24 protein-coding genes are annotated in these 22,287 nt (G+C 55.4%); 12 read left to right on the forward strand and 12 right to left on the reverse strand.

Features of this window, described 5'->3' with window-relative positions:
* Nucleotides 1-64: 64 nt before the first annotated feature.
* On the forward strand, nucleotides 65-2,092 hold the full coding sequence (locus IE105_RS09540) for a peptide MFS transporter (protein ID WP_189497842.1): 2,028 nt from the start codon (nucleotides 65-67) through the stop codon (nucleotides 2,090-2,092).
* A gap of 164 nt (nucleotides 2,093-2,256) precedes the next feature.
* Here IE105_RS09540 and IE105_RS09545 read toward each other — a convergent pair whose 3' ends face one another.
* The 12 genes from IE105_RS09545 to IE105_RS09600 all read right to left on the reverse strand — a co-directional run bounded on the left by IE105_RS09545 (nucleotide 2,257) and on the right by IE105_RS09600 (nucleotide 11,853).
* Nucleotides 2,257-2,922: a DUF937 domain-containing protein gene (locus tag IE105_RS09545; protein ID WP_189497844.1), complete on the reverse strand. Its 666-nt coding sequence runs from the start codon at nucleotides 2,920-2,922 to the stop codon at nucleotides 2,257-2,259.
* 42 nt (nucleotides 2,923-2,964) lie between these two features.
* Complete coding sequence (locus IE105_RS09550; protein WP_189497846.1) at nucleotides 2,965-3,627, reverse strand: hypothetical protein; 663 nt, start codon at nucleotides 3,625-3,627, stop codon at nucleotides 2,965-2,967.
* A gap of 102 nt (nucleotides 3,628-3,729) precedes the next feature.
* On the reverse strand, nucleotides 3,730-4,890 hold the full coding sequence (locus IE105_RS09555) for a DUF2891 domain-containing protein (protein ID WP_189497848.1): 1,161 nt from the start codon (nucleotides 4,888-4,890) through the stop codon (nucleotides 3,730-3,732).
* A gap of 65 nt (nucleotides 4,891-4,955) precedes the next feature.
* Nucleotides 4,956-5,582 (reverse strand): HD domain-containing protein, encoded by a 627-nt coding sequence (locus tag IE105_RS09560; RefSeq protein ID WP_189497850.1) that lies wholly within the window; start codon nucleotides 5,580-5,582, stop codon nucleotides 4,956-4,958.
* Nucleotides 5,573-6,466 carry an oxygen-dependent coproporphyrinogen oxidase gene (gene hemF / locus IE105_RS09565; protein ID WP_189497852.1) on the reverse strand — a complete coding sequence of 298 codons (894 nt, stop codon included), beginning with the start codon at nucleotides 6,464-6,466 and terminating at the stop codon, nucleotides 5,573-5,575. Before hemF ends, IE105_RS09560 begins: the two co-directional genes overlap by 10 nt.
* 21 nt (nucleotides 6,467-6,487) lie before the next feature.
* Complete coding sequence (locus IE105_RS09570) at nucleotides 6,488-6,955, reverse strand: YybH family protein (RefSeq protein ID WP_189497854.1); 468 nt, start codon at nucleotides 6,953-6,955, stop codon at nucleotides 6,488-6,490.
* Nucleotides 6,952-7,365 (reverse strand): nuclear transport factor 2 family protein, encoded by a 414-nt coding sequence (locus IE105_RS09575; protein WP_189497855.1) that lies wholly within the window; start codon nucleotides 7,363-7,365, stop codon nucleotides 6,952-6,954. The genes IE105_RS09570 and IE105_RS09575 overlap by 4 nt, the downstream gene beginning before the upstream one ends.
* Entirely contained in the window at nucleotides 7,362-7,811 is a 450-nt protein-coding gene (locus tag IE105_RS09580; protein WP_189497857.1) for a tRNA (cytidine(34)-2'-O)-methyltransferase, read from the reverse strand. The genes IE105_RS09575 and IE105_RS09580 overlap by 4 nt, the downstream gene beginning before the upstream one ends.
* A gap of 12 nt (nucleotides 7,812-7,823) precedes the next feature.
* Nucleotides 7,824-9,566 (reverse strand): alkaline phosphatase D family protein, encoded by a 1,743-nt coding sequence (locus tag IE105_RS09585; protein ID WP_189497859.1) that lies wholly within the window; start codon nucleotides 9,564-9,566, stop codon nucleotides 7,824-7,826.
* A 9-nt stretch (nucleotides 9,567-9,575) separates the two neighbouring features.
* Nucleotides 9,576-10,367 carry an SDR family NAD(P)-dependent oxidoreductase gene (locus IE105_RS09590; RefSeq protein ID WP_189497861.1) on the reverse strand — a complete coding sequence of 264 codons (792 nt, stop codon included), beginning with the start codon at nucleotides 10,365-10,367 and terminating at the stop codon, nucleotides 9,576-9,578.
* A gap of 90 nt (nucleotides 10,368-10,457) precedes the next feature.
* A complete protein-coding gene (locus IE105_RS09595; RefSeq protein WP_189497863.1) occupies nucleotides 10,458-10,892 on the reverse strand; it encodes a hypothetical protein in 435 nt (144 codons plus the stop codon).
* 10 nt (nucleotides 10,893-10,902) lie between these two features.
* Nucleotides 10,903-11,853 (reverse strand): glycosyltransferase family 2 protein, encoded by a 951-nt coding sequence (locus IE105_RS09600; RefSeq protein ID WP_267904672.1) that lies wholly within the window; start codon nucleotides 11,851-11,853, stop codon nucleotides 10,903-10,905.
* 171 nt (nucleotides 11,854-12,024) lie between these two features.
* Between IE105_RS09600 and ahcY the strand changes: the two genes are divergently transcribed.
* The 11 genes from ahcY to IE105_RS09655 all read left to right on the forward strand — a co-directional run bounded on the left by ahcY (nucleotide 12,025) and on the right by IE105_RS09655 (nucleotide 22,273).
* Nucleotides 12,025-13,434, forward strand: coding sequence for an adenosylhomocysteinase (gene ahcY, locus IE105_RS09605; RefSeq protein WP_189497867.1), 1,410 nt, complete (start codon nucleotides 12,025-12,027; stop codon nucleotides 13,432-13,434).
* A 101-nt stretch (nucleotides 13,435-13,535) separates the two neighbouring features.
* Nucleotides 13,536-14,735, forward strand: a complete 1,200-nt coding sequence (metK, locus tag IE105_RS09610) for a methionine adenosyltransferase (RefSeq protein ID WP_189497869.1) — start codon at nucleotides 13,536-13,538, stop codon at nucleotides 14,733-14,735.
* A complete protein-coding gene (locus IE105_RS09615; protein WP_189497873.1) occupies nucleotides 14,732-15,268 on the forward strand; it encodes a GNAT family N-acetyltransferase in 537 nt (178 codons plus the stop codon). The genes metK and IE105_RS09615 overlap by 4 nt, the downstream gene beginning before the upstream one ends.
* A complete protein-coding gene (gene rimM / locus IE105_RS09620) occupies nucleotides 15,265-15,858 on the forward strand; it encodes a ribosome maturation factor RimM (RefSeq protein ID WP_189497875.1) in 594 nt (197 codons plus the stop codon). The genes IE105_RS09615 and rimM overlap by 4 nt, the downstream gene beginning before the upstream one ends.
* Before the next feature lie 66 nt (nucleotides 15,859-15,924).
* Complete coding sequence (gene ptsP / locus IE105_RS09625) at nucleotides 15,925-18,201, forward strand: phosphoenolpyruvate--protein phosphotransferase (protein WP_189497877.1); 2,277 nt, start codon at nucleotides 15,925-15,927, stop codon at nucleotides 18,199-18,201.
* A 37-nt stretch (nucleotides 18,202-18,238) separates the two neighbouring features.
* Nucleotides 18,239-18,736, forward strand: a complete 498-nt coding sequence (locus IE105_RS09630) for a hypothetical protein (protein WP_189497878.1) — start codon at nucleotides 18,239-18,241, stop codon at nucleotides 18,734-18,736.
* A 5-nt stretch (nucleotides 18,737-18,741) separates the two neighbouring features.
* Nucleotides 18,742-19,941, forward strand: a complete 1,200-nt coding sequence (locus IE105_RS09635) for a GNAT family N-acetyltransferase (RefSeq protein WP_189497881.1) — start codon at nucleotides 18,742-18,744, stop codon at nucleotides 19,939-19,941.
* 14 nt (nucleotides 19,942-19,955) lie between these two features.
* On the forward strand, nucleotides 19,956-20,537 hold the full coding sequence (locus tag IE105_RS09640; RefSeq protein ID WP_189497882.1) for a hypothetical protein: 582 nt from the start codon (nucleotides 19,956-19,958) through the stop codon (nucleotides 20,535-20,537).
* Between the two features lie 103 nt (nucleotides 20,538-20,640).
* Nucleotides 20,641-20,826: a hypothetical protein gene (locus IE105_RS09645; protein WP_189497884.1), complete on the forward strand. Its 186-nt coding sequence runs from the start codon at nucleotides 20,641-20,643 to the stop codon at nucleotides 20,824-20,826.
* 65 nt (nucleotides 20,827-20,891) lie between these two features.
* Entirely contained in the window at nucleotides 20,892-21,425 is a 534-nt protein-coding gene (locus IE105_RS09650; RefSeq protein WP_189497886.1) for a DUF421 domain-containing protein, read from the forward strand.
* Nucleotides 21,426-21,838: 413 nt separating this feature from the next.
* Entirely contained in the window at nucleotides 21,839-22,273 is a 435-nt protein-coding gene (locus IE105_RS09655; RefSeq protein ID WP_189497888.1) for an HIT family protein, read from the forward strand.
* Nucleotides 22,274-22,287 lie beyond the last annotated feature (14 nt).

The following is a 22,287-nucleotide window of genomic DNA, read 5'->3' on the forward strand; positions in this document are numbered from 1 at the left end:
GCGTGTGGCAGGGCGTTTAACAACAAGGCGGTCGGGGTGGACCGTCAACAATCAAGGGGACTTTATGGCTGACCAGATCAGTACAGAGCCGACAATTTTCGGCCATCCGCGTGGATTGGCGATCTGCTTCTTCACAGAAATGTGGGAGCGGTTTTCCTATTACGGGATGCGCGGCCTTCTCGCGCTTTATCTGATCCAACACTTCCTGTTCTCGGACGGCGAAGCAAACATGATTTATGGCGGCTACATCGCCTTGGTTTACATCATGTCGATGGTCGGCGGTATTCTGTCTGACAAATATCTCGGGCAAGCCAAAGCTGTGACCTTCGGCGCGATCCTTCTTGTCGCGGGCCATTTCGGCATGGCCTTTGAGGGATCGGGTTCCGTTGAAACACTGTCATTCAACGATGGGGCTTATGAAATCCAAGATGAGGGGCGGGATAAAAACCGCCAACTTTTCGTCGACTTTGATGGCGATCGCCGACGGATGGTTTTCGATAGCCAGAAGTTTATCGTTCTGGACGGAACCCGTTATGTTCCGATGAGTTCAGAGGGCGAAGGTGACTATGTAATCCGTCGTCAATCGCGTGGTTTGCTCCAGAATATTTGTGGCGTGTTTGGCATGAGCTGTGCCGGACCAGAATCATCCACAAATTTAGTGTTGAATGGTGAAGCGCTCGCCGTCACTGAAACGGAAACGGGCAGCCAACTGACCTATCAAGGCCAGACTGTCGCATTCGAAGAAATGACGGAAACTGACCTGTTGGTTCTTCGGGATGCGACTGACGCAGAGACGCCGTCGATGGCTGATCCGCTGCTACGGGTCGAGGATGGTGAATATAACTCGACAATCGTGAAGCAGAAACTTTACGTGAATATTCTATTCCTCTCGCTCGCACTCATCATTGCCGGTGTTGGCTTCCTCAAGCCGAATATTTCGACAATCGTTGGCGACCTTTATCCTAAAGGCGATCCGCGTCGGGACGGGGGCTTCACACTCTTTTACATGGGTATTAATCTCGGCAGCTTCTTGGCCGCGTGGACCTGTGGTATTTTGGGCGTCTATTATGGTTGGGCTTGGGGCTTTGGCTTGGCCGGTATCGGCATGCTGCTTGGTCTGATCGTCTTCCGTTGGGGTCTGAAATATCTTGACGGTGTCGCTAATCCGCCATCCGAAGAAAAACTACGTGAAAAGGCCTTTGGTCCCATCACGGTTGAATGGGCGTGTTATCTGTCAGCTGTGGCGATCACCGTGGTCAGCATGATCCTGCTAAATAATGCTGCGGTCATCGGTCCAATTGCGGCCTTTGTCGGTATCGCCTTCTTCATTGGCTTTATCATTTACTCCGTCATTGCTCTGAAGGGGCGGGAACGCACCCGCATGTGGGCGGCGCTATATTTTGCCGTCGCGCAAATCCCGTTTTGGTCATTGTTTGAACAAGCCGGGTCTTCGCTCACACTCGTGACGAGCCGCCTCGTGGACACGACAATGTTTGGGATCTCCGTTCCGACGCCCGTCTTTCAGTCGCTTAACGCAGGCTTTATCTTCTTGTTTGCGCCAATTGTGGCCTGGTTATGGGTTTGGCTGTCCAAACGGGGTTGGGAACCGTCCACTCCTGTGAAGTTCTCAATGGGCGTGTTTGGGGCCGGTCTGGGTTACCTCGTGCTTGTCTGGGGCATGAAGTCCGTTGGTCCAGCTGCGATGACGCCAGTCTTCTTTATCTTCGCAATTTACTGGGTCCACACAATGGCAGAGCTGATGCTCTCACCTGTTGGACTCTCCGCGATGACCAAGCTGGCTCCGGCCCGTATGGTGGGTCTCTTTATGGCGGGTTGGTTCGTCTACTCCGGTCTCGGTAATGCGCTCTCCGGCGTTATTGCTTCGGCGGCAGGGGCCGACACCGTCGGTGGTCAGATCATCGATGTGGAAGGCGCAAAGACGAACTATACACAAGTGTTCTCGTCTATCGGGTACATCGGCATGGGCATTGGTTTCCTAATGTTACTGATCTCGCCGCTGATTAAACGGTGGATGGCTGAGGATGAAGAAGATGAAGTGAAAGTTGCGGATTTGCTGGAAGGCAAAACTTAAACTCCGCCTTACTTACGCAAAGAAAAAGCCCGCCGATTGGCGGGCTTTTTTGTGTCTGGTGGTTTTAGCGAGAAATGGGAAGCGCACGCTGTGGGCTCACCCTCCGGGCCACCGAAAACACCACTATAGCCCCTCGCGTTGCTCGGAGCGGGTGTTTTAGTTGTTTAGCGCCGATTCATAACCATCCCGAGGATATCATCCATCGTGTTGCCGTCGCCGTCCGCGTCGAGCATTTTGCCTAGCATGCCGAGGCCTTGCTGATGGGCTTTTTGTTGTTGCTTCACCTGACGTCCGCCGCCGCCCAGTAGGCCGCCGAGCATGCCGCCGAGGCCGCCTTTTGGTGCGCTGTTACCGCCGCCCATCAATTGCTTCATCGCCGCTTGGGCCAGCATACCTTGAAGGCCTTGGTTACTGTTGGTCTGTTTGGACATGCCGCCCATCGCCATCATGGCGACCATCGGCAGCATTTGTTTTAGGATACCCGTATCAATGCCTGTTTGCTCGGACGCACGACCGGCGACGGCGCGGCTGACTTCTTTCGTGCCAAACAAATGACCCAGAATGGCGTTGCCTTCGGTCTGGGCGTTTTGGGACAGGGCCTGCGGATTATCCAAATATTGCTCATGGCCTCCATTTTGGAGCGCGCCGAGAAGGCCAGCCAGACCCTGAGGGGACGCCGTGTTTTGTTTCATGGCTGAGCTGATGGCCGGCAATAAGGCGCCGATCGCTTTTTGGCTCATTTCTGGCGAGAGGCCGAACTGGCTCCCGGCTTGTTGCGCGGTGTTGCCGCCTGCGGCTTGCATGATCATATCCATCATATTCATGGCCATAAGTGTATCCTTCCAAACGAATGTTGGGCCGACCTTACCGGATCATTGCGGCGAGCGCGAGCAGTCTTGAGGTATGCGAAATAGGGCGTTCATCGCGCGTTCACTCATGACGCTGTCGCTGATCGGCTTGGTCAGGCTGTCGCGTCGGCGCCATAATAAGGCCCATCCCGGCGCGTCGCCGTCGCGGGCATATTGAGCGGAAAGACCGAGACTATTATCCGTTGTTTGAAACACGATGCGGATCTGGCGCTCGCCTTCGCCGCCGAGTTCCCGATTTTTTTCATAGTCGTGATTGTCGGCCGCCACCCAAACAGGCACCGGCCCGGCGCCGAAGTCCATTTCGAACTGACAGACTTTGCTGTCAGACCCGCGTAAATGTGCGAGCCGAAAGCTGCGCTCGCGGAGCGTCGCAGGTTGTGTTTGGGGGAGAGCGACGAGGATGGCATGCGCCCGGTCTGCGAGTCGTCCGAAACGTCGTCCTTCGCGCACTTCGATGTGACGGCGGGTAAGCACGGCTGTAGCCGTTTCCTCAACCGTACGGGTGATGGTTTGGGTGGTATTCTGCGCCACGCGCACAGGCGCCGTGACGAAGCGGTAAACGCCAAAGAGGACCGCGACGACAATCAGCAGGGCCGCGAACCAGAGTCCCGCGCGGATGGTTTTATGACGCTCAATCCGCGCTTGTTTGTCGAGGTCAGTGGTCATTAGTTGTCCGCGGCATCCACTGCCGGGGCCTTATTTGGCTTGGCGTGATCTCGATAGGGGCCCCGGCAATAAATACCGAGGACGAGTACTAGAGTACGCCCGTTACTCATCCGTCCACCCCCGGTCCGTCATCAAATAGGTCGCAAAGCTCGCCAGCCAGTGACCGCCGGAATAATGTTCGTCCGAGACGGCTTCGACGCCGGCGTCGCGGTGGACGCCTGCCGCGGCAACCAGTGAGGCACGGCGAGGGTCATCATCGGGCAGGGCGCGGGCGATGTTAAACAGGTTCCAGGCGCGCGAACTATTGACCCCGTCTAAATGCACGAGTTTACCGTCGGACGCGTCCAGCACAATCGCGGGCGCGAGCCAGTCGGCGGAGCCGTCTGTCGGGATGGTCGGGAGGAACGCGCTCAGCCATTGGGTAAATTCATATTCTGGCAGAACCCGCCGCATCAGGTCCGCTTCCATCAGGCAGGGCGAGAGAAAGTCTTCGCCGGACGGCTCGTAGGCCAGCGGGCAATTCATGTCGGCGCCGTGGAAAGTCCGAGCCCGACTTTCGATCAAAGTTTTAAACTCCGCATCCTCAGCCGCGATGGCCCAATCATACATGAGCGTCAGGGCGAAAGCGCTTTGATTATGGGTGCCGAGCCGGATCGGATAGGCGAGTTTGGGGAGCCAGTCTTTTGTCGCGGCGACGATGTCGGCTTCCAACGGTTCGATCGCCGCGAGCCACCGCTTCGCATCAGGACTGTCCCATTCCCGCAATTCCGCCGTCAGCTGCAACAGCCACGCCCAGCCGTAAGGACGTTCCCACGATCCGCGCGCAGTTCGCTGAAAATTGGCCAGCTCGCCCGCGATCGTCAGCGTATTCAAATTGGCCTCTAATTTGGCAATTGCCTCGGCCTGCGCCGCCGCGTCTAAATTGCCATCGCGCAAAAGCCGTACAAGCAACCAATGCCCATGCACGGCGCTGTGCCAATCAAAACAGCCGTAAAAGGCCGGGAATAAATCTTTCGGACGCCCGATTTCTTCCGCCGTATCCGTCGTGCGTGAAATCTTGTTCGGAAACTCCTGCGTCACGCAATCCAGCGCCAAGCGGGAGAAACGATCCGCAAGGGCCGGATCAATATCGCCGGGGAAGGCGTCGGCACTGACGGCGATGGGTGTAACGGATTGTGCCGCAGGTTGAGGCGTTGCGACAGGGTCTGTTACAGCGTCTGAACAGGCAACAAGGAGCAGGACGGCTGGAAGTAAGTATTTCATGCGCGAAGTGTTACAGCCGTCGCTGGGCGACGCAAGGTTTGGCTGACGGGCGCGCGATATTTTAGTTAAATGAGGTTCATCGCGACCAGTTCACGCGCCATATTCACGCGCGCCTGTGCGTCCCACTCTCGTCTGAGCGTCTCTGTTTTGTAAATCCGGTCCATCGCTAAAAAGTGGCGCAGCATTTTTGCGCGACCTTTACGAAACATCGGGCCGGGAACCCATCGATATTCACGGCGGACATCTTGCGTGTACCGGTCATAGACATCGGCGGGTGTCGCCAAAATCGAGAGATCAATATCCAGCATAAGTGCCGTATCAGGATCATCCGTCTGGCCGTGAGTTTGGGTCAACAAAATCATCGTTTCGACAGTTTTGACGTCACAGCTCGGCAAATGGCCGTCTAGAAAACCGCACGCCATGGCCGCGCTGTCAGCCTCATTGGTTTTAGACAACGGCTTATAAACCGCATCATGAAACCAGATCGCGATTTCGATTAAATCATGGCGATTGGTGAGGGAACGTCGTGTGTCCAGATGCTGGAGACAGGCAGTAATATGCTGAGCTGTGTGATAATGGCGGTGACGTTGTGCATGCAGTCGCTGGAGCGTTTCGAACATCTCTAGTGACGGAGGGAGGTCGAGCCGTTGCGTCAGGCTCGCCCAGCGATTTGGATCAAAAGTTATGGCCATTTCACTACGGGCGGCATGCTGCTCAGGATTGTTGCAACATTCCCGCCCGTTTTGAGCCCAAACGTCGTACCGCGATCCCAGAGCAGATTAAATTCGACATAGCGGCCGCGCAGGATGAGTTGTTCTTCGCGTTCGGCGTCCGTCCACGGCTCGGCCATTCGTCCGCGTGCAATGGCGGAATAGGTTGAGAGAAACGCGCGTCCGACATCTTGGGTGAAGGCGAAATCCTCCTCGAAGGATCCGCTATTATGGCGGTCATAGAAAATGCCGCCTGTGCCGCGCGGCTCATCCCGGTGGTGCAGGTGGAAATATTCATCACACCAGTCTTTATAGCGATCATAATCCGCGACCGGATGGGCGTCGCAGGGCGCGCGCATGCCGGCGTGAAACGCAATCGCGTCCGGATTATCCTGTGTGCGTTGTTCGGTCAGGGTCGGTGTCAGGTCACCGCCGCCGCCAAACCAATCCTGCGTCGTCACAATGTAGCGTGTATTCATATGCACGGCGGGAACGCGGGGATTACGCATATGCGCGATCAATGAGACGCCTGCGGCCCAAAAGCGGGGATCTTTGTCCGCGCCGGGTGTTTTCGCCGCCATTTCGGGCGTGAATTCGCCCTGAACGACACTGATATGAACGCCGCATTTCTCAAAGAAACGACCGCGTAACATGCCGCCCGTGCCTCCTCCGCCGTTCTCAACCTTTCGTTCCCAGTCTGTAAACTCGAACGTGCCGGGTTCGCCGGGATAAAGGTCCGTCGGGGCGTCGCGTTCTATGGCTTCAAATTCAGCACAAATTTGATCCCGCAAGGTGCGGAACCACGCGCAGGCGCGCGCTTTGCGATCGTTTATCACGCGATCGTCTATTGCTGGGGCGTCTATCATTTTTGGGCATCCATTATGGTGTCATCCGACATCCGTGAAATGCCCGTGAATGCAGAGCCATTTCGTGTCCTCGCGCACAAAAATGCGGGTTGATTTGCCTTGGCTGGTAAAACGTTCGCCAGCCTTAGACCCGGTCGTATAAATTCCGCTATCTGACCAATAATAGGTGATCCAGGCTGTATCCCCGCGCACCACGACTTGGGGATGGTGCATGAAGGTCCGGACGTTTTTCACCCGGCCGAGATAATCTGTGTAGCTGGCGCGTTCGAGCGCTTTGCCGGATTGCAGATAGATATCGCCCTCACCGAATAACGTATAATCCGGATGGATATAGGTCATATAGCGGTCAACATCGCCCGCTTCGACCGCCGCCCACATGCTGACAATCGCGTTCTCAATGGCTTGCTGATCGGCTGCGTCGTCGGCGCGCGCAGACGGAGTCGCGATCAATAAGATGGCCGCAATTAGCGTGAGGAGAACGGCTTTCATGTCTGGCTGTCCTTCATTGATTTCGCTTTCATCGCCGCGAGCATTTCGCCCATTTGTTGATGGACTTTATTGACGGCTTGAAGCGGGCGGATCATCACTTTGAAATCAATGATCAGGCCGTCTTCATCAAAGGTGAGCATGTCGACCCCATTGACGGTGATGCCGTCCATGTCAGTTTGAAATTCCATGACGACATGGTTGCCGTCGAGGACCTCTCGTAAATACTCGAAACTGTCGTTGCCGAGCGTGCTGTTCGCCGCCCACAAATAGGCAAACGTGATTTGTTTGCCGCGTTGGGGCGTGTGAACGACAGGCGAGTGAAAGACCACATCGTCGTGCAGCAACGCGTTGAGCGCGGCAGGCGATGGGGCCTTTGAGTAGGCATGCCATTTTGAAATCGGATGAGTCATGAGGCGTCCTTAACGAGCGCGCGTGTCTGGCGTAAAGATTCGAATAGCGCGATAGCGACCGTGTTGGAGAGGTTCAGCGACCGTCCTTGGATCGGGATGACAACCCGGGCGTCGCAATCATCGTGAACGGAGTCCGGCACGCCCGCACTTTCATTGCCAAAGACCAAGTGATCGTCGGGTTGGAAGGTAAAACCTGTCAGCGGTTCGGCCCCTTTTGTCGTGAATAAAACGCGGCGACCGGGCAGGTCTTTGTATTGGTCCCATGTCGGATGCCGCAGCAGATCTACCTCGCCGCCATAATCCATCGCCGCCCGCCGCACGTCTTTGGTCGCAAGCGGGAAGCCCAACGGCTCGATGACAGAAAGCGGCACGTCGAAACAGGCGCAGCTTCGCAAAATATTGCCGAAATTCGCGGCGATACCGGGTTGGTAGAGGACAATTCGCATCGTCAGTCGTGACTAACCGAGGCCAGCAAACAAGGCGCGTTGCGTCAGGGTGAGGCCCCGTGGTTTGCCAATGCGCAATGTGTCTTTGCCGTCTTTATGACGGGGTTTGACGCTAAAGCTCGCGGCGCGGAAGGATCCGTAATCGCGGCTATTGACCTTATCGACAGCATACATTGTGATTTTTCCCGACTTTCGGCCCAGTTCCACCTCAATATAGCCATTGTGCAAGGCGTTATAATAACGCGCGTCGTCATTTGCGCGGGTCAGCAGCAGATTATGTTGGGCCGTTGCCTCACCAAGATAAGCGATCAGTGTTTTTGACGTCACTGAACTGGCGACAAATTCCGCGCCCATCGGTGTGGTATCGTCGCGGGTCAGGTCATTGGCCCAATATTCATGCGCGTCCCCTGTGACGACTAACACATCATTCACGCCCGCAGTATCCAACGCGCCAAAGAACCGCTCTCGCGCCGCCGGGTAGCCGTCCCAACTATCGGGATAAAACGGCAAGCTATATTTAGACAGGGTCAAAAAATCATGGATGCCGGGCCAGTCTTTCTCAATCGCTGCGGTCGCTTCCGGTGTGACATAAGGTGTAAAATCCGGGGTTAGCATGCGACCCATAATCACCTGATTGGCGAGCATGCGCCACGGCACACCGTCCGCTTTGGACTTCGCGAAGGTCTCGACGATATAGTCTTGCTGCTCAGCGCCGAGCATTTCGCGGCTCGGATCATCCAGATATTTCGCTTTAAACCCATCTGCGTCAGCCACGATCGCGTCGAGATAGTCTTCGATGATGAGCGGTTCTGCCCGGGCTGTCAGCCGTGTTTCGACGCCGATCAGAGTGAGCAAGTCGCCAAACTGGAAATGGCGGTAAAAGGCTTCGCGGGCGCGACCGGGCACAGGCTCGCGCACGGGCATCCAATCATAATAGGCCCGGAGCGCGGCGTCTTTGCGGTCTTCCCAAAGGCCTTCATCCGGCCCGTGGTTTTGCGCCCCGCCTTGCCAGCTATCATTCGCCGTTTCGTGATCGTCCCAAATCGCGATCATGGGCATCATGGCGGTCGCGGCCTGTAAGTTTGGATCGCGGCGATATTGTGAGTGGCGGAGGCGGTAATCCTCTAATGTGATAATCTCGTGCGCGGGTTCGTGCGTGCGTCCTTCGGGCTTGTCCGGGGCGTCATAAACATCTGCGCCATATTCATAATAATAGTCGCCGAGATGTAACATCGCGTCGTAACGCTCGCCCCGTTTGGCGATCAGGTCATAGACGTTGAAAAACCCGTGCTCATAATTGGCGCAAGAGACGACGGCGAACCGAACTTGGTCCGTCTTCCCGGCGGGCAAGGTTTTAGTCCGTCCCGTCGGCGATGTCTCTTCACCGGTGCGAAACCGATAATGATAGATTGTGCCGGGTTGCAAGTCTTTCGCCTCGACTTTGACGGTGAAGTCGCGGGCGGCACGGGCCTCCGTTTGACCGCTGACGGGATTGGGGAACGTCGGGTCCGTGTCGATGTCCCAAGCGACCGTAACAACGCCCGCCGCGTTCGGTGTGACCCGTGTCCACAGGATCACCGACGTCGCCATGGGATCCCCCGACGCGACGCCATGTTCAAACGTACCGTGCGCGGATTGCTCGCCGGACCGAAACGTCTCAACCGAGGGCGAACAGGCCGCCGCGCCGCCGACCCCGAGCAGGGCCAAGGCCCCGCGACGCGTGGTTACGATACCGGATTTATGTGTGTCTGACATAATCTCTACCTAGTTTAAGGCCTGACCGTCATCGACGGTCGTGACTGTCCCTGTGATCTGTCGGGACTGATCGGAACACAGGTATAGCACCACGCCATCCAACGCATCGGAGTCGATCACGCGGCGACGGGGCCATCCGGCCAGCATTTTTTGCCCTGCAGGGGTGTCAAACATACCGTCATTGATTTCCGTCTGAATATAACCCGGCGCGATCATGTTCACATTAACGCCCATGCGGGCCCAGTCATGCGCCAGCACGCGTCCCATTTGCGAGACGCCTGCTTTGGTCGCTGAGTAAAAAGCGAGGTGTGGGGAAATGTCAAAGCTGGTGATGGAACTGATCATCACAATACGCCCGCGCTCGCTGTCTCTAGACCCAGCCTCGATCATCCGCTTCGCGCCTTCGCGGGCGGTTAAAAAGACGCCCTTCAAATTGACGTTGTAAGTTGTATCGAAATCCTCAATCGGATTGTCCGTGGCTCGCCCTTTATCCATGGCAATGCCTGCGTTGGCGATCACAGTGTCGACCGGCCCGAGGGAGGACTCAATGGCGTCATAGGCGGCGATTGTCTGGGCTTCTGATGTGACGTCGAGCTCGACCGCCATCGCCGTGCCGCCGCGACGTTCAATTTCGGCTTTGAGCTCAGAGAGTTTATCGACCCGCCGGGCCGCCAAGGCGACTTTCGCGCCATGCGCGGCCAAAACCTTCGCCATCCGCGCCCCTAATCCCGACGACGCCCCGGTGACGAGGGCGACCCGGTCTGAGAGGTCATAGATAAAGGGAGAAAAGGGATCGCGCATGGCCCTGTCTAGGGGCTGAACATAGCCAAGGGCAAGAGCGAAGCCGCCGTTATAGAGGTTCTGATTAAGCCGCAGTCAGCGCGGTAGCGCTCATGACAATCTTGGACGGATGACAAGATTTCGTAAGAGTGGAATAATCAGAAGCCCGGCAATGGAATATACCCCGACCATTAGTGCGTTATTCGTATCAGCCCGCATACCGAGGATGTAATCGCTGGATAATAAGCCAAACTGTGCGGCCGAGCTGATCATGCCATGCAGCATAATGGCTATTCCCACGCTAAATGCAAAAATGAGGATTGTGCTGGCGATCATGTAACCGGGGCGGGGGCGCTTTAATTGGCGAATGGCCGTGATGACGCAGAGGGTCGCTGCGGCGGCGCTAACGCCCATGAGCGGGATTGACATGCCGCTTTGCTCGGGTCCGATGTAGAGCGCCGCTGGGACAAAGACGCCGACACGAAAGGCGAGCGCTAAGAGGCACAAGCCTGAAATGCCGGCCAGCACACGGTCCCAGCTCGCCATAACATTGTCCTCAATCTATACGGTTCTTTCTTTGTATTACCTTGAGTGGGTTTCGAACCAGTGAAGGCCAAATCGCGGCACTCCCTTTGGGGTAGGCGCGGCGGGCTTGGATGATGCTTGGCAGGCCTTTGATCGCGTGGCGAATGCCGCGCCATGTGGGGGGGAACCGTCCGGGACGCAAAGCGCTCCAGAAGAGATAGGCGAGATTAGCCCCAATATGGAGCGGCAGCAAAACGAGCATCAATCCGGTCGGCATGGAGGCGAACCACGTCCAGATCCGGTTTCTGGTGCCGTGGTAAACGGCAAAGTCAGATGCTGTCCCCGTGATACCCGATCCCACATGATGGACCACAGCGTCGTGAACCTGCACGGCGCGTCCGCCCATACGGCGCATTTTGAGCGCCAGATCGACATCCTCGTGATAGCAGAAGAACCGCTCATCAAATCCACCCACAGCCTCGAAATCATCGCGGCGATAGGCGGCCGCGGCGGCACAGGGGCCGAAAATCGGGAAATCCTCGGTATAAGTCTGAACGGGTTTGCCGTAGCTCGCGCGGTAGGCCACGCCGAATATCGACAGCTCATCGCCTGTGCCGTCAAATGTATCCGGATGATCCGCCGTGATTTGCATAGATCCGAGCATGGTCACAAACGGGTTGCGGCTGATAGCGCGGTGGAACGCGGCTAACCAGTCCGGCATGGCGAACGCATCCGGGTTGAGCGCGACAATCCAGTCGGCACGGGCCTGCACAGCGGCGAGGTTATTGCCTGCGGCAAAACCGAGGTTTTTGCCCGCCTCAATAATTGTAAACCGCTCATCCAGTGCGGGCAGGGCCGCGATAGAGCCGTCCACGCTGCCATTATCGACGATAAAGGCTTCAAAGTTCGACAAGGTTTGCGCGTTCAATGCGGCCACGACACGGGGCAAGTAGTCGCCACCATTATAATTGACGATGATCACTGAGAAGAGAGGGATGTCGGATGGCTGTTCGATAGACCGCTCCTAGCGGCACAGCGCGGCGCGCACAATCCCGGCATAAACGCCCTGATTAGTAGCATATAAAGGAATTGTTATATCGTTTGGCGTGGGTTAGAAGGACGCTACCTTAATTCCTTCTGAAAGCCTCCTGTCATGAGCGCGACCGATTACATCGTAAAAGACATTTCCCTTGCCGACTACGGGCGCAAGGAACTGGATATTGCCGAGACTGAAATGCCGGGCCTGATAGCGCTGCGCGAGGAATTTGGCCAAAGTCAGCCGTTAAAAGGCGCGCGTATTGTCGGCTCGCTGCATATGACGATCCAGACGGCTGTCTTGATCGAAACCCTGACGGCTCTGGGCGCGGATGTGCGATGGGCGTCATGCAATATCTATTCGACGCAAAATCATGCCGCCGCCGCCATTGCTGCTTCGGGCGTGCCTGTCTTTGCGATCAAAGGTCAGACCCTCGAAGAGCATTGGGATTACCTTGATCGCTCGTTCTTGTTCCCTGAAGGCGCGAACATCATCCTTGATGATGGCGGCGACGCAACACTTTACGTCTTGCTTGGCGCGCGCGTGGAAGCGGGCGAGACAGATCTCATTGAAGGTGAGCCGGGTTCTGAGGAAGAAGCCGCGATTTTCGCACAGATCAAAAAGCGCATGGCCGCCAGCCCCGGTTGGTTTACGAAAACGCGGAATGACATTGTCGGTGTTTCTGAAGAAACCACGACGGGTGTCCACCGCCTCTATGAATTGCAACGCGAAGGCCGTTTGCCGTTCCCCGCAATCAATGTGAACGATTCCGTCACCAAGTCTAAATTCGATAATAAATACGGCTGCAAAGAATCGCTCGTTGACGGCATCCGCCGCGCGACGGACACGATGATGGCTGGCAAAATTGCGGTCGTTCTTGGTTACGGTGATGTGGGCAAAGGCTCAGCCGCGTCGCTTAAAGGCGCGGGCGCGCGGGTGAAAGTCACCGAAGTCGATCCGATCTGTGCCTTGCAGGCCGCGATGGACGGTTTCGAAGTCACGACGTTGGAAGACGCGGTTGCGACGGCGGATATTTTTGTCACAACGACGGGCAATAAAGACGTGATCCGCCTCGAACATATGCGCGAGATGAAGGACATGGCGATTGTTGGGAACATTGGTCATTTCGACAATGAAATCCAAGTTACCTCACTTAAAAATCTCAAAGTGACCAATATCAAGGATCAGGTCGACATGTATGAATTTCCGGGCGGCAACCGGATGATCTTGCTGTCTCAGGGCCGTTTGCTGAACCTCGGCAATGCTACAGGGCACCCATCTTTCGTGATGTCGGCGTCGTTCACCAATCAGGTTTTGGCTCAGATAGAGCTGTGGGACGATAGCAAGGCGGCGTCTAAAAAATACGGTAATGAAGTTTACATGTTGCCTAAACACTTGGACGAAAAAGTCGCGCGCCTGCACCTGGCTAAAATCGGCGTGAAGCTGACAGAGTTGTCCAAAGAGCAAGCGGACTATATAGGCGTGACCGTCGAAGGCCCGTTCAAGCCGGAACATTATCGCTATTAAAACCCGCTGATCGGGCGCGGCGGGTTATCCGCGCCCATCCCATATCCAGGCCCTGATAATAATAAAAAGCGCAGAGCCTTAAAATCTCCTGGAGTTTTCTTATGTCACGCCAATCCTACGAATTCACCTCCGAGTCCGTCTCCGAAGGTCATCCCGACAAAGTTGCCGACCGGATCAGTGACGAAATTGTCGATCTCTATTTTCGCGAAGCGATCAAAGAGGGCATGGATCCATGGTCCATCCGCGTTGCAGCTGAAACGCTCTGCACGACAAATAAGGTCGTGATTGCGGGCGAGACGCGCGGTCCGGCCTCGATCACGCCTGACCGGATTGAACAGCTCGCGCGCGATGCGATCCGCGACATCGGCTATGAGCAGGACGGCTTTCACTGGAAACATTGCGATATTGATGTGCTGCTACACCCGCAATCTGTCGAGATAGCGCAAGGGGTGGATAATGGCACGGGCCTACACGCAGAAGAAGGCGCAGGCGATCAGGGCATCATGTTCGGCTATGCGTCCTCAGACGTGCCGGTCGCGCTCATGCCCGCGCCTGTTTATTACAGTCACCGAATTCTCGAACGGCTCGCTTTTGCTCGCAAGCATGAAGGTCAAGATTGGCTCGGCCCCGATAGCAAATCCCAAGTCACGGTCCGTTATCAGGACGGCCGTCCGGTTGAAGCGACGGCGATTGTGCTCTCGACACAGCATTTAGATGCAAGCCTCACGTCGGCTGAAATCCGTGCACGTGTTCAACCCTATATCGAAGAGGTGCTACCGACCGGATGGATCACGGATCGTACGATCTGGCACGTCAACCCAACGGGTAAATTCGTCATTGGCGGTCCGGATGGGGATGCGGGTCTGACAGGCCGTAAAATTATTGTCGATACTTATGGCGGCATGGCCCCGCATGGCGGCGGTGCATTTTCCGGCAAAGATCCGACAAAAGTGGACCGCTCTGCGGCCTACGCCACGCGCTATCTAGCGAAAAACCTCGTCGCAGCAGGCGTTGCGCCGTGGGTCGAAATTCAGGTCAGTTACGCCATTGGCGTGGCGAAACCGACGTCGATTTATGTCAATGTTGATGATAATAACCCGATCAAAGGCGACAAGATCGAAACCATCGTCCGTGAAGTCATGGACCTGACCCCGCACGGCATTCGTAAACATTTGGACCTGAATAAGCCGATCTATGCGCCGACCAGCGCCTACGGTCACTTCGGTCGTGAGCCGGGACCAAACGGTGAGTTTTCGTGGGAGCAAACGGATTTGATTGATGAGATCAAAGCGCGGCTTTGACCCTTCGCATACCGACAATCATCAGAAGCGTTCAGGGGGAAGACCTGGTTAGCCTCGCTGATCTGGCAAAGCGTACATTCATTGCGGCCTTCTCAGAGCAGAACCTTCCCACCGACGTCGAGCACTATGTCGCCAAGGCGTTTAATCATACGCAAATTCGATCAGAGTTTACCAAAGCTCATTCTCATTTTTATTTTGCTGAACAGGACGTCGACCCGATTGGCTATCTGAAGTTGAACGAGAAAACGTCTCAGACTGAATCACTGTTCGAAAATGCGCTGGAAATAGAGCGTATATATGTTGACAGTGACTCTATAGGGAACGGTATCGGTCAGGCCCTGATTGACTTTGCAATTGGGAAAGCGAGAGAGGCGGGGCACAACTGGTTATGGCTCGGCGTTTGGGAAGAAAACCGCGCGGCCGTTCGTTTTTACAAGCGAAATGGCTTTGATTTTTTTGGCGATCATGACTTCATGTTTGGCGAAACTCGACAGACCGATTTGATAATGCGAAAAGCGATTATGACTTTATGACAAAACCCAACCTCACCTGCGTCGCCGCGATTGCTGGCGCGCATGGCATCCACGGCAATTTGAAGGTTAAATCCTTCACGGCGGACCCGATGGCGTTTGCCTCATACGGTCCGCTGCTGGATGAGCATGGCAAGCATCTTTTCACACCGAAAAATGCGCGGCCTGTGTCGCGATTTTTCAGCTTAGCCGTTGTTGAGAAAAACACGCGCGAGCAGATCGAAGCGATGAAATCGACCAAGCTTTACGTTCCTCGTGACGCTTTGCCAGCGGAGGAAGAAGGCGAGTTCTATTATTCCGATTTGATCGGATTGGACGTTATCAATCAGGATGATGAGGCGGTTGGAACGGTGCATGCGGTGCATGAATTTGGCGCCGGCGATACGCTGGAAATCAAACCGTTAACCGGGCCATCCTTTTATCACCCGTTCACGAAACACCATACGCCTACGGTGGATATGGCCGCTAAACGCATCGTGATTTTACAAGAAGAAGCGGATGAAGCGCGCGGCGATGGGTATAAGCCTGACGCCTCAGACAGCGACAAAACAGATGTCGATGCGCCCCAAATTGACCAAGTCTCCGAAGATTAGCACGATTTAATCCCAATGTCGGCTTTCGCCCTGACAGCCCTCGCGCATTAGGCTAGAGGGGGTGCGATGACCCTCATTCCCGATATCGTCACGACGCCACCAAAGCTGATGCGGGCCATCCGCACAGCGATGGAAGGCACCGAATCGGTGCAAGGGCGCCTGAATGATTTCGTCGGCGCGATCAGCTCATCGATGCGGGTCAATGTGGCCTCCATTTATCTGCTGCGCAAAGGCGAAGAGCTGGAGCTATCCGCCACGAAGGGTCTAAAACGATCCGCCGTACATAAGACGCGCATGAAACCGGGCGAAGGCCTCGTCGGTCATGTCGCGTTGACGGCACGTCCGCTTAATCTGGCTGACGCACCGGCCCATCCATTGTTTTCCTATCGACCGGAAACAGGCGAAGATCCTTATAAAGCCTTTCTGGGCGTGCCGATCTTACGTGGCGGGCGAACGCTCGGCGTCTTGGTCGTGCAGAGTAAAGAAGGCCGGAATTTTTCCGAAGATGAGGTCGAAGACCTGCTGACAGTGGCGATGGTGCTGGCTGAAATCATTGTTGATGATGAACGGATTGGTGGCAAGAAAGCGGCGCTGAAAGGGATTCAGCTGTCGCAAATCAAACCGGAAACCTTGTCCGGAAAAGCGTTTTCACCGGGCCTTGCGCGTGGGCATGCCGTTCTACACCGCCCCCCGGTTCCGCCTGCAAATCTATTAGCCGAAAATATCGCACACGAAGAAATCCGTCTTGAAGATGCGATTGTACGATTGCGCGCGCATGTTGATGCGATGGTGTCGGGCGAAACGGCGACATTAACCCGCGCGTCGAGAGATATTTACGAAGCCTACCGCACCTTTGCTTATGATCGCAAATGGGTCGAACGATTGCGAGAAGCCGTGCATTCCGGCCTCACCGCCGAAGCGGCGGTCGAACGGACCCGCAACGAACACCGCGCCCGTTTGATGAAAGTCAAGGACGCCTATTTGCGCGCCCGCCTTCATGATCTCGAAGACCTTGCCAACCGCATGCTCCGGCTTTTGGCAGGCGAAACGACGTCGCCTGTCATACCCGAGGATGCGGTCCTGTTCGCGCGCGAAATAGGCCCGGCGGAATTGCTCGATTATGACCACAGTAAGCTCGCTGCGATTGTGTTGGAAGAGGGGACGATGTCGTCCCATACGTCGATTATCGCCAAGGCGCTCGGACTGCCCTTAGTCGGCCGCGTATCGGGTATTCTCGACCGGATCGAGACGGGTGATGACGTGCTGGTTGATGCGGTTGAAGGACGGGTTCATTTGCGCCCTCTGGAAACGCAAGTGTCTGGTTTCCAAATGCGGCTCAATATTCGCGGCGAAATGAGCCGCGCTTATGAGCAGTTGAGATTTAAGAAAGCGATTACGCGCGATGGTGTCGAAGTTGGGCTTATGCTCAACGCGGGGCTACTGGTCGACCTCCCGCAACTCGACCAAGCGGGCGCTGATGGGATTGGGTTATTCAGAACCGAATTTCAATTCATGGTGTCGGATTTCATGCCGCGATTGCAGCAACAGACCGACCTCTACCGCAAGGCCATCATGGCGGCCGGTGATCGGCCCGTGACTTTCCGGACGCTCGATCTCGGCGGGGATAAAATTCTGCCCTATATGGACCCTGTCCCAGAAGAGAACCCGGCCATTGGCTGGCGTGCAATCCGGATCGGTTTGGATCGTCCGGGTTTGATGCGGTACCAGCTTCGCGCGCTCGTTGCGGCGGGGGCGGGGCAGCATTTACGCGTCATGTTCCCGATGGTCACAACTGTTCAGGAAATGGTCGATGCCCGAGCGCTGTTTGATCTTGAAATCGAACGCGCGAAAAAATTAGGCCATGAACTTCCGGCTAAAGTTGAAGTTGGCGTGATGTTGGAAACGCCTAGCCTCGCGTGGCAGATCAACCAAGTGTGCGAAGTCGCCGATTTTGTCTCTGTCGGAGCGAATGATTTGATGCAGTTTTTCTTTGCCGCCGATCGGGATAATGCGCGCGTCGCGGACCGCTATGACCCCCTTTCTCCGGCGGCCTTGTCGATCCTGTCTTTCATCGCCAACCAATGTCGGGCGAATAATACGCCTGTGTCTGTATGCGGCGAGATTGCGGGCCGTCCGCTGGAGGCCGCCTGTTTGGTCGCGCTTGGGTTTCACACACTGTCCATGCCTGTCACGGGGATCGGCCCTGTCAAAAGTGCCATGATGGCGCTTGATGTCGCCGCACTGCGGGCCGTGATCCTACCGAACATCAAAGTGACGACGCGCCTTTCCAGCCTGCGTGAAATGGTGCGGGAATTTTGTCTCGACACCGGCGTGCCGGTCTAGGATGAAACTTGTCCCTATCCTCACGCGTAGAACATCCATGAAATACTCTTTGCCTCTGACTCTTGCCGCTCTTTTGCTTGTTGCGTGTGGCGATACGGCGAAAACAGACAGCTCGCAGCTCGACACGACGGCGCGTGTCGCGCTTTCGCCGACACTCGACCAGCCTGACGGCCTTCCAGCGTCCTTGAACGCCGATGATAAGGTTCTGGTGATGGTTGAACGGCTGGTGGCTGAGGACAATGCCTGCTTGCTTATGATGTCGGTGGCCAATGGGACAGATGAGACGGTTACAGCGGGACTATTTGCCTTCGATGTGACGGGTAATGGCGAGACCGCCGGGGCGAATATGTTTCCGCAAACTGCAGACCCGGACACGGTGGCCACGGCCCAGATTGTTCTGCCGGGAGCTGACTGTGCGGATGTGAAAATGATTGAAGGCGGACAGCTTAATTGCAAGATTACGGACACGGGCGAAAGCTGCTTGGGCGCCTCAGAATTACGCGACGGGGTCGTCGATTTCTCTGCGAATAATTGATCCCGATGCCGGGTCGGTCAGACGAGACTGAGACGTCGGCTGACAGCTCGACTGCGACGGGCGGATCGTTTACCGCGCGTCTACTACCCTCCATAGGCACGGTAACTGCCCAAGCGTGGGACGCGCTGATTCCAGGTCACAATTCGGGTGGTTCGCACCCGTTTCTGACGCACCGTTTTTTGCATGCGTTGGAAGCCTCAGGTAGTGCCAGTGTCGAAACAGGCTGGGCTCCCCGCCATATTTGGCTTGAAGATAATGCTGGCAATGCCATTGGCGCGGCGCCGCTTTATGCCAAAAGCCACAGCCAAGGCGAATATGTGTTTGACCATGGCTGGGCGGATGCGTTGGAACGCGCCGGTATTCCCTATTATCCCAAGCTGCAATGTTCAGTGCCGTTTACGCCGGCGAGCGGGCCGCGCCTGTTATCCAGCACGGTGGAGGGCAAGCGCGCTTTGCTGTCAACCATGGCACAAGCCTGTGCCCAACTGGATTGTTCCGGCGCGCATCTGACGTTTCTCACAGACGCAGATCGGGCGGTGACGCAAGAGGCTGGGTTTCTGCAACGCACAGATCGTCAGTTCCATTTTATCAATCGTGATTATGCTGACTTCGAGGCCTTCCTCGCCAGTCTCACGTCCCGCAAACGCAAAAACATCCGCAAAGAACGCGCCGCCGCCCAAGACGGCGTCACGATTCGTCGCCTCACTGGGGATGATCTAAAGCCAGAGCATTGGGATATATTCTATCAATGCTATCTGGACACGGGACATCGCAAATGGGGGCGGCCTTATTTGAACCGCGAGTTCTTCGCCCGTATTCATGAGACGATGGCAGACGATATCGTGCTGGTTATGGCGTGGGTGGACGGTGATCCTGTCGCAACAGCGCTCAATTTCATTGGCTCTGACGCGCTTTATGGACGCAATTGGGGCGCGCTCATCGATAAGCCCTTCCTCCATTTCGAGCTTTGTTATTATCAGGCGATTGAAGCCGGTCTAGAATTGGGACTGCCGCGCGTTGAAGCGGGCGCGCAGGGTGAACATAAGCTCGCGCGCGGATATGAACCCGTGGCAACCCATAGCGCCCATTATCTCGCCCATCCGGGTCTCGCCGATGCGGTTGGCGACTATCTGGAACGAGAACGGAATGCCGTGGATTGGGATATAAAAGTGCTCGAAGGGCACACGCCGTTTCGCAAAACATAGGGGCCAACGAGGGCATGTTTGCGTTCGCCGTTGAGTCCCCCTACCTTTGGAATATGAGAAAAAACCTCATTGCCTTCGCCGCAGCTGCTTTGGCGCTAGTGAGCGTCACGGCTTGCACAAAGGCTGCGGTTGTTGATGAAATTTTGCTAGCAGACCTCAAAGATAATGAAGCGTTGATCGTCGCAATTGATAGATGTCACTGGCGCTGCACAAAAGGCCTGATCAGATTTCAAGGTGATGTGGTGTCTACATTAGGTCACGAAAGGCTTTTGACGGATGCCGATAAACGTCAGGTTGACGCAAATTTGCAGGCGAGCGTGTCATTTCCTGAGCTGAGAGCGGGCGCGGAACTTCCGCATATCAGGTCAGCTCCATTGCGCATGCGGACGGCAAAGATGCGGCGAAATCGCATGATCGCTATTACACCGTTAAAACTTTACGATTTTTCAGGTCCGAACGCAGAGGGGCGAACGGCCTTTCAGTTGGCGGATGAATTACTTTCCGAACTGGATGAAAACCCTTGGGCTTCCATCAAGCTCGTCATAGACGACGAAACATTGAGTCTATTAGAGGAAGAACAATCGAACATTGACTAGGGTCTGAATGCGCGTGAACCATGTCCTGTTTTAGACGAATAATTCATAGTCTCAATGGAACCGCAAACCTGTGTTCGGCGTTGATCGGATAAGGGAGAGACAAATGTCATCATTTTCAATTTATTTTCTCGGCGTTGTGGTCGTGGTTAATGCGTTAGCATTCGGCGCGACATTGCTCGGTGTACCGCCGCTTTGGACAGGTATTGGGGCGCTCGTGATCATAGGGTTTGGTCTGATGGGCGCGGTGCGTAAAACCCGCGAAAAAGACGATACGAGTACGTCTGACTAATTAAATAAACATATTAAATGACCCTGTTAGTTTAGGGCAAGGTTGCGTGATTAGGAGGGACCTTCGTGAGCGATTGGGTGATGACGGAGTTCTGGAAACTCGGGGCCATTGGCTTCAGTGTAGTCCTGATGGTTTTCGCGCTGATCGGGCTCAATCGGCTTTTCGGATTACGCAGTTTTTCTAAATTAAGCGGCTTTGATTTCGCGATCACAGTGGCGTTTGGTTCAATTTTGGCAGGAACCGTGATGGTCGAAAATCCGCCTGTCGCGCAGGGCGCTGCCGCACTTCTATGTCTCTTCAGTCTACAAGCGATCCTCGCTTATGCGCGTCGTAAGTGGGATTGGGCGAGCCTGTTGATCAATAATGAACCGCGCCTCGTTTGGCGCAACGGCACATTTTTCGCCGATCAAATGAAAGCGGCACAAATTACGCGTGGCGATATTCTTGCAAAAATGCGCGAAGCCAATGCGATCCGCTTTGAGGATATTCTAGCCGTGGTTGTTGAAACGACGGGCGATATTTCCGTCCTGCATAAAACGGGCGATGATCGCGATATTGACGCGGAGATCATGACTGGCGTGATCGGCTGGACTGATTGATGCGAAGGATCGTCCGCGGAATGAGATTGATGAGGCTGTCCGATATTTAGCGGATATTAGACGCAACCCTGTGACTGATTTTGATCCGATTTTGCCTAAGCGCAAGACAGAACTTGGGTTAACGCTGTTGGCAATCATTGTTTTGTTTCCCGGGCTGGGATTTCACATTCTTTTGCCATTACTATGATATTTGGACATCACCATGATGACGCGTGTGGATTTACGAGCTTATAGTGTTCCTATGGGATTGAGCTTTGTCTCATCCTGATTGATTTACATGCCCGATATCGGGCTGTCCCGGCCTTGAAGGCTAGGCAAAACAGCCCTGAAATACAGAACTAATCAAGAAATAGCGGTGTGACGAGGCCATCTTGAGGGCTAGTTTGCGCTGTGAAATAAACTATAGGGGGTGCATGTCCCTACACGGCCCCTACGATTCCGAAAACGTCTTTGCGAAGATCCTACGTGGCGATATTCCCGCTGCGGTGATTGCGGATGAAAAATTCGCGGTCGCCATTATGGATGCCTTTCCGCAGGCGCCGGGTCATTGCCTCATTATTCCAAAGTCGCCGACACGTAATTTACTCGATGTCGCGCCTAAGGATATGGGCCGTTTGTTTGGGCTCGTTCAACGTATCGCAATCGCGGTTGATAAGGCGCTCAAACCCGACGGGATTATCGTCACACAGTTCAACGGCGCGCCCGCCGGACAGTCCGTCTTTCATACGCATGTTCACGTTATTCCGCGCCATGATGGCGTGGCGATGGCCGGGCATGGGAATGCGGAAATGGGCGACGCCGAAGAACTCACGGCCATGGCGGTGCGTATCCGGGCGGCGCTTACGTAAACGCTCTCGATTTA

It is taken from the genome of Algimonas arctica (assembly GCF_014652695.1).
GTDB lineage: Bacteria > Pseudomonadota > Alphaproteobacteria > Caulobacterales > Maricaulaceae > Litorimonas > Litorimonas arctica.

Coding starts and splice junctions, on each gene's coding strand:
- IE105_RS09640 (WP_189497882.1), top strand. CDS start 19,956: ATGTTTGCGTTCGCCGTTGAGTCCCCCTACCTTTGGAATATGAGAAAA.
- IE105_RS09555 (WP_189497848.1), bottom strand. CDS start 4,890: ATGAAATACTTACTTCCAGCCGTCCTGCTCCTTGTTGCCTGTTCAGAC.
- IE105_RS09585 (WP_189497859.1), bottom strand. CDS start 9,566: ATGTCAGACACACATAAATCCGGTATCGTAACCACGCGTCGCGGGGCC.
- IE105_RS09645 (WP_189497884.1), top strand. CDS start 20,641: ATGTCATCATTTTCAATTTATTTTCTCGGCGTTGTGGTCGTGGTTAAT.
- IE105_RS09580 (WP_189497857.1), bottom strand. CDS start 7,811: ATGCGAATTGTCCTCTACCAACCCGGTATCGCCGCGAATTTCGGCAAT.
- ptsP (WP_189497877.1), top strand. CDS start 15,925: ATGACCCTCATTCCCGATATCGTCACGACGCCACCAAAGCTGATGCGG.
- IE105_RS09635 (WP_189497881.1), top strand. CDS start 18,742: ATGCCGGGTCGGTCAGACGAGACTGAGACGTCGGCTGACAGCTCGACT.
- ahcY (WP_189497867.1), top strand. CDS start 12,025: ATGAGCGCGACCGATTACATCGTAAAAGACATTTCCCTTGCCGACTAC.
- metK (WP_189497869.1), top strand. CDS start 13,536: ATGTCACGCCAATCCTACGAATTCACCTCCGAGTCCGTCTCCGAAGGT.
- IE105_RS09590 (WP_189497861.1), bottom strand. CDS start 10,367: ATGCGCGATCCCTTTTCTCCCTTTATCTATGACCTCTCAGACCGGGTC.
- IE105_RS09560 (WP_189497850.1), bottom strand. CDS start 5,582: ATGGCCATAACTTTTGATCCAAATCGCTGGGCGAGCCTGACGCAACGG.
- hemF (WP_189497852.1), bottom strand. CDS start 6,466: ATGATAGACGCCCCAGCAATAGACGATCGCGTGATAAACGATCGCAAA.
- IE105_RS09570 (WP_189497854.1), bottom strand. CDS start 6,955: ATGAAAGCCGTTCTCCTCACGCTAATTGCGGCCATCTTATTGATCGCG.
- IE105_RS09545 (WP_189497844.1), bottom strand. CDS start 2,922: ATGGCCATGAATATGATGGATATGATCATGCAAGCCGCAGGCGGCAAC.
- IE105_RS09655 (WP_189497888.1), top strand. CDS start 21,839: ATGTCCCTACACGGCCCCTACGATTCCGAAAACGTCTTTGCGAAGATC.
- rimM (WP_189497875.1), top strand. CDS start 15,265: ATGACAAAACCCAACCTCACCTGCGTCGCCGCGATTGCTGGCGCGCAT.
- IE105_RS09575 (WP_189497855.1), bottom strand. CDS start 7,365: ATGACTCATCCGATTTCAAAATGGCATGCCTACTCAAAGGCCCCATCG.
- IE105_RS09595 (WP_189497863.1), bottom strand. CDS start 10,892: ATGGCGAGCTGGGACCGTGTGCTGGCCGGCATTTCAGGCTTGTGCCTC.
- IE105_RS09550 (WP_189497846.1), bottom strand. CDS start 3,627: ATGACCACTGACCTCGACAAACAAGCGCGGATTGAGCGTCATAAAACC.
- IE105_RS09540 (WP_189497842.1), top strand. CDS start 65: ATGGCTGACCAGATCAGTACAGAGCCGACAATTTTCGGCCATCCGCGT.
- IE105_RS09630 (WP_189497878.1), top strand. CDS start 18,239: ATGAAATACTCTTTGCCTCTGACTCTTGCCGCTCTTTTGCTTGTTGCG.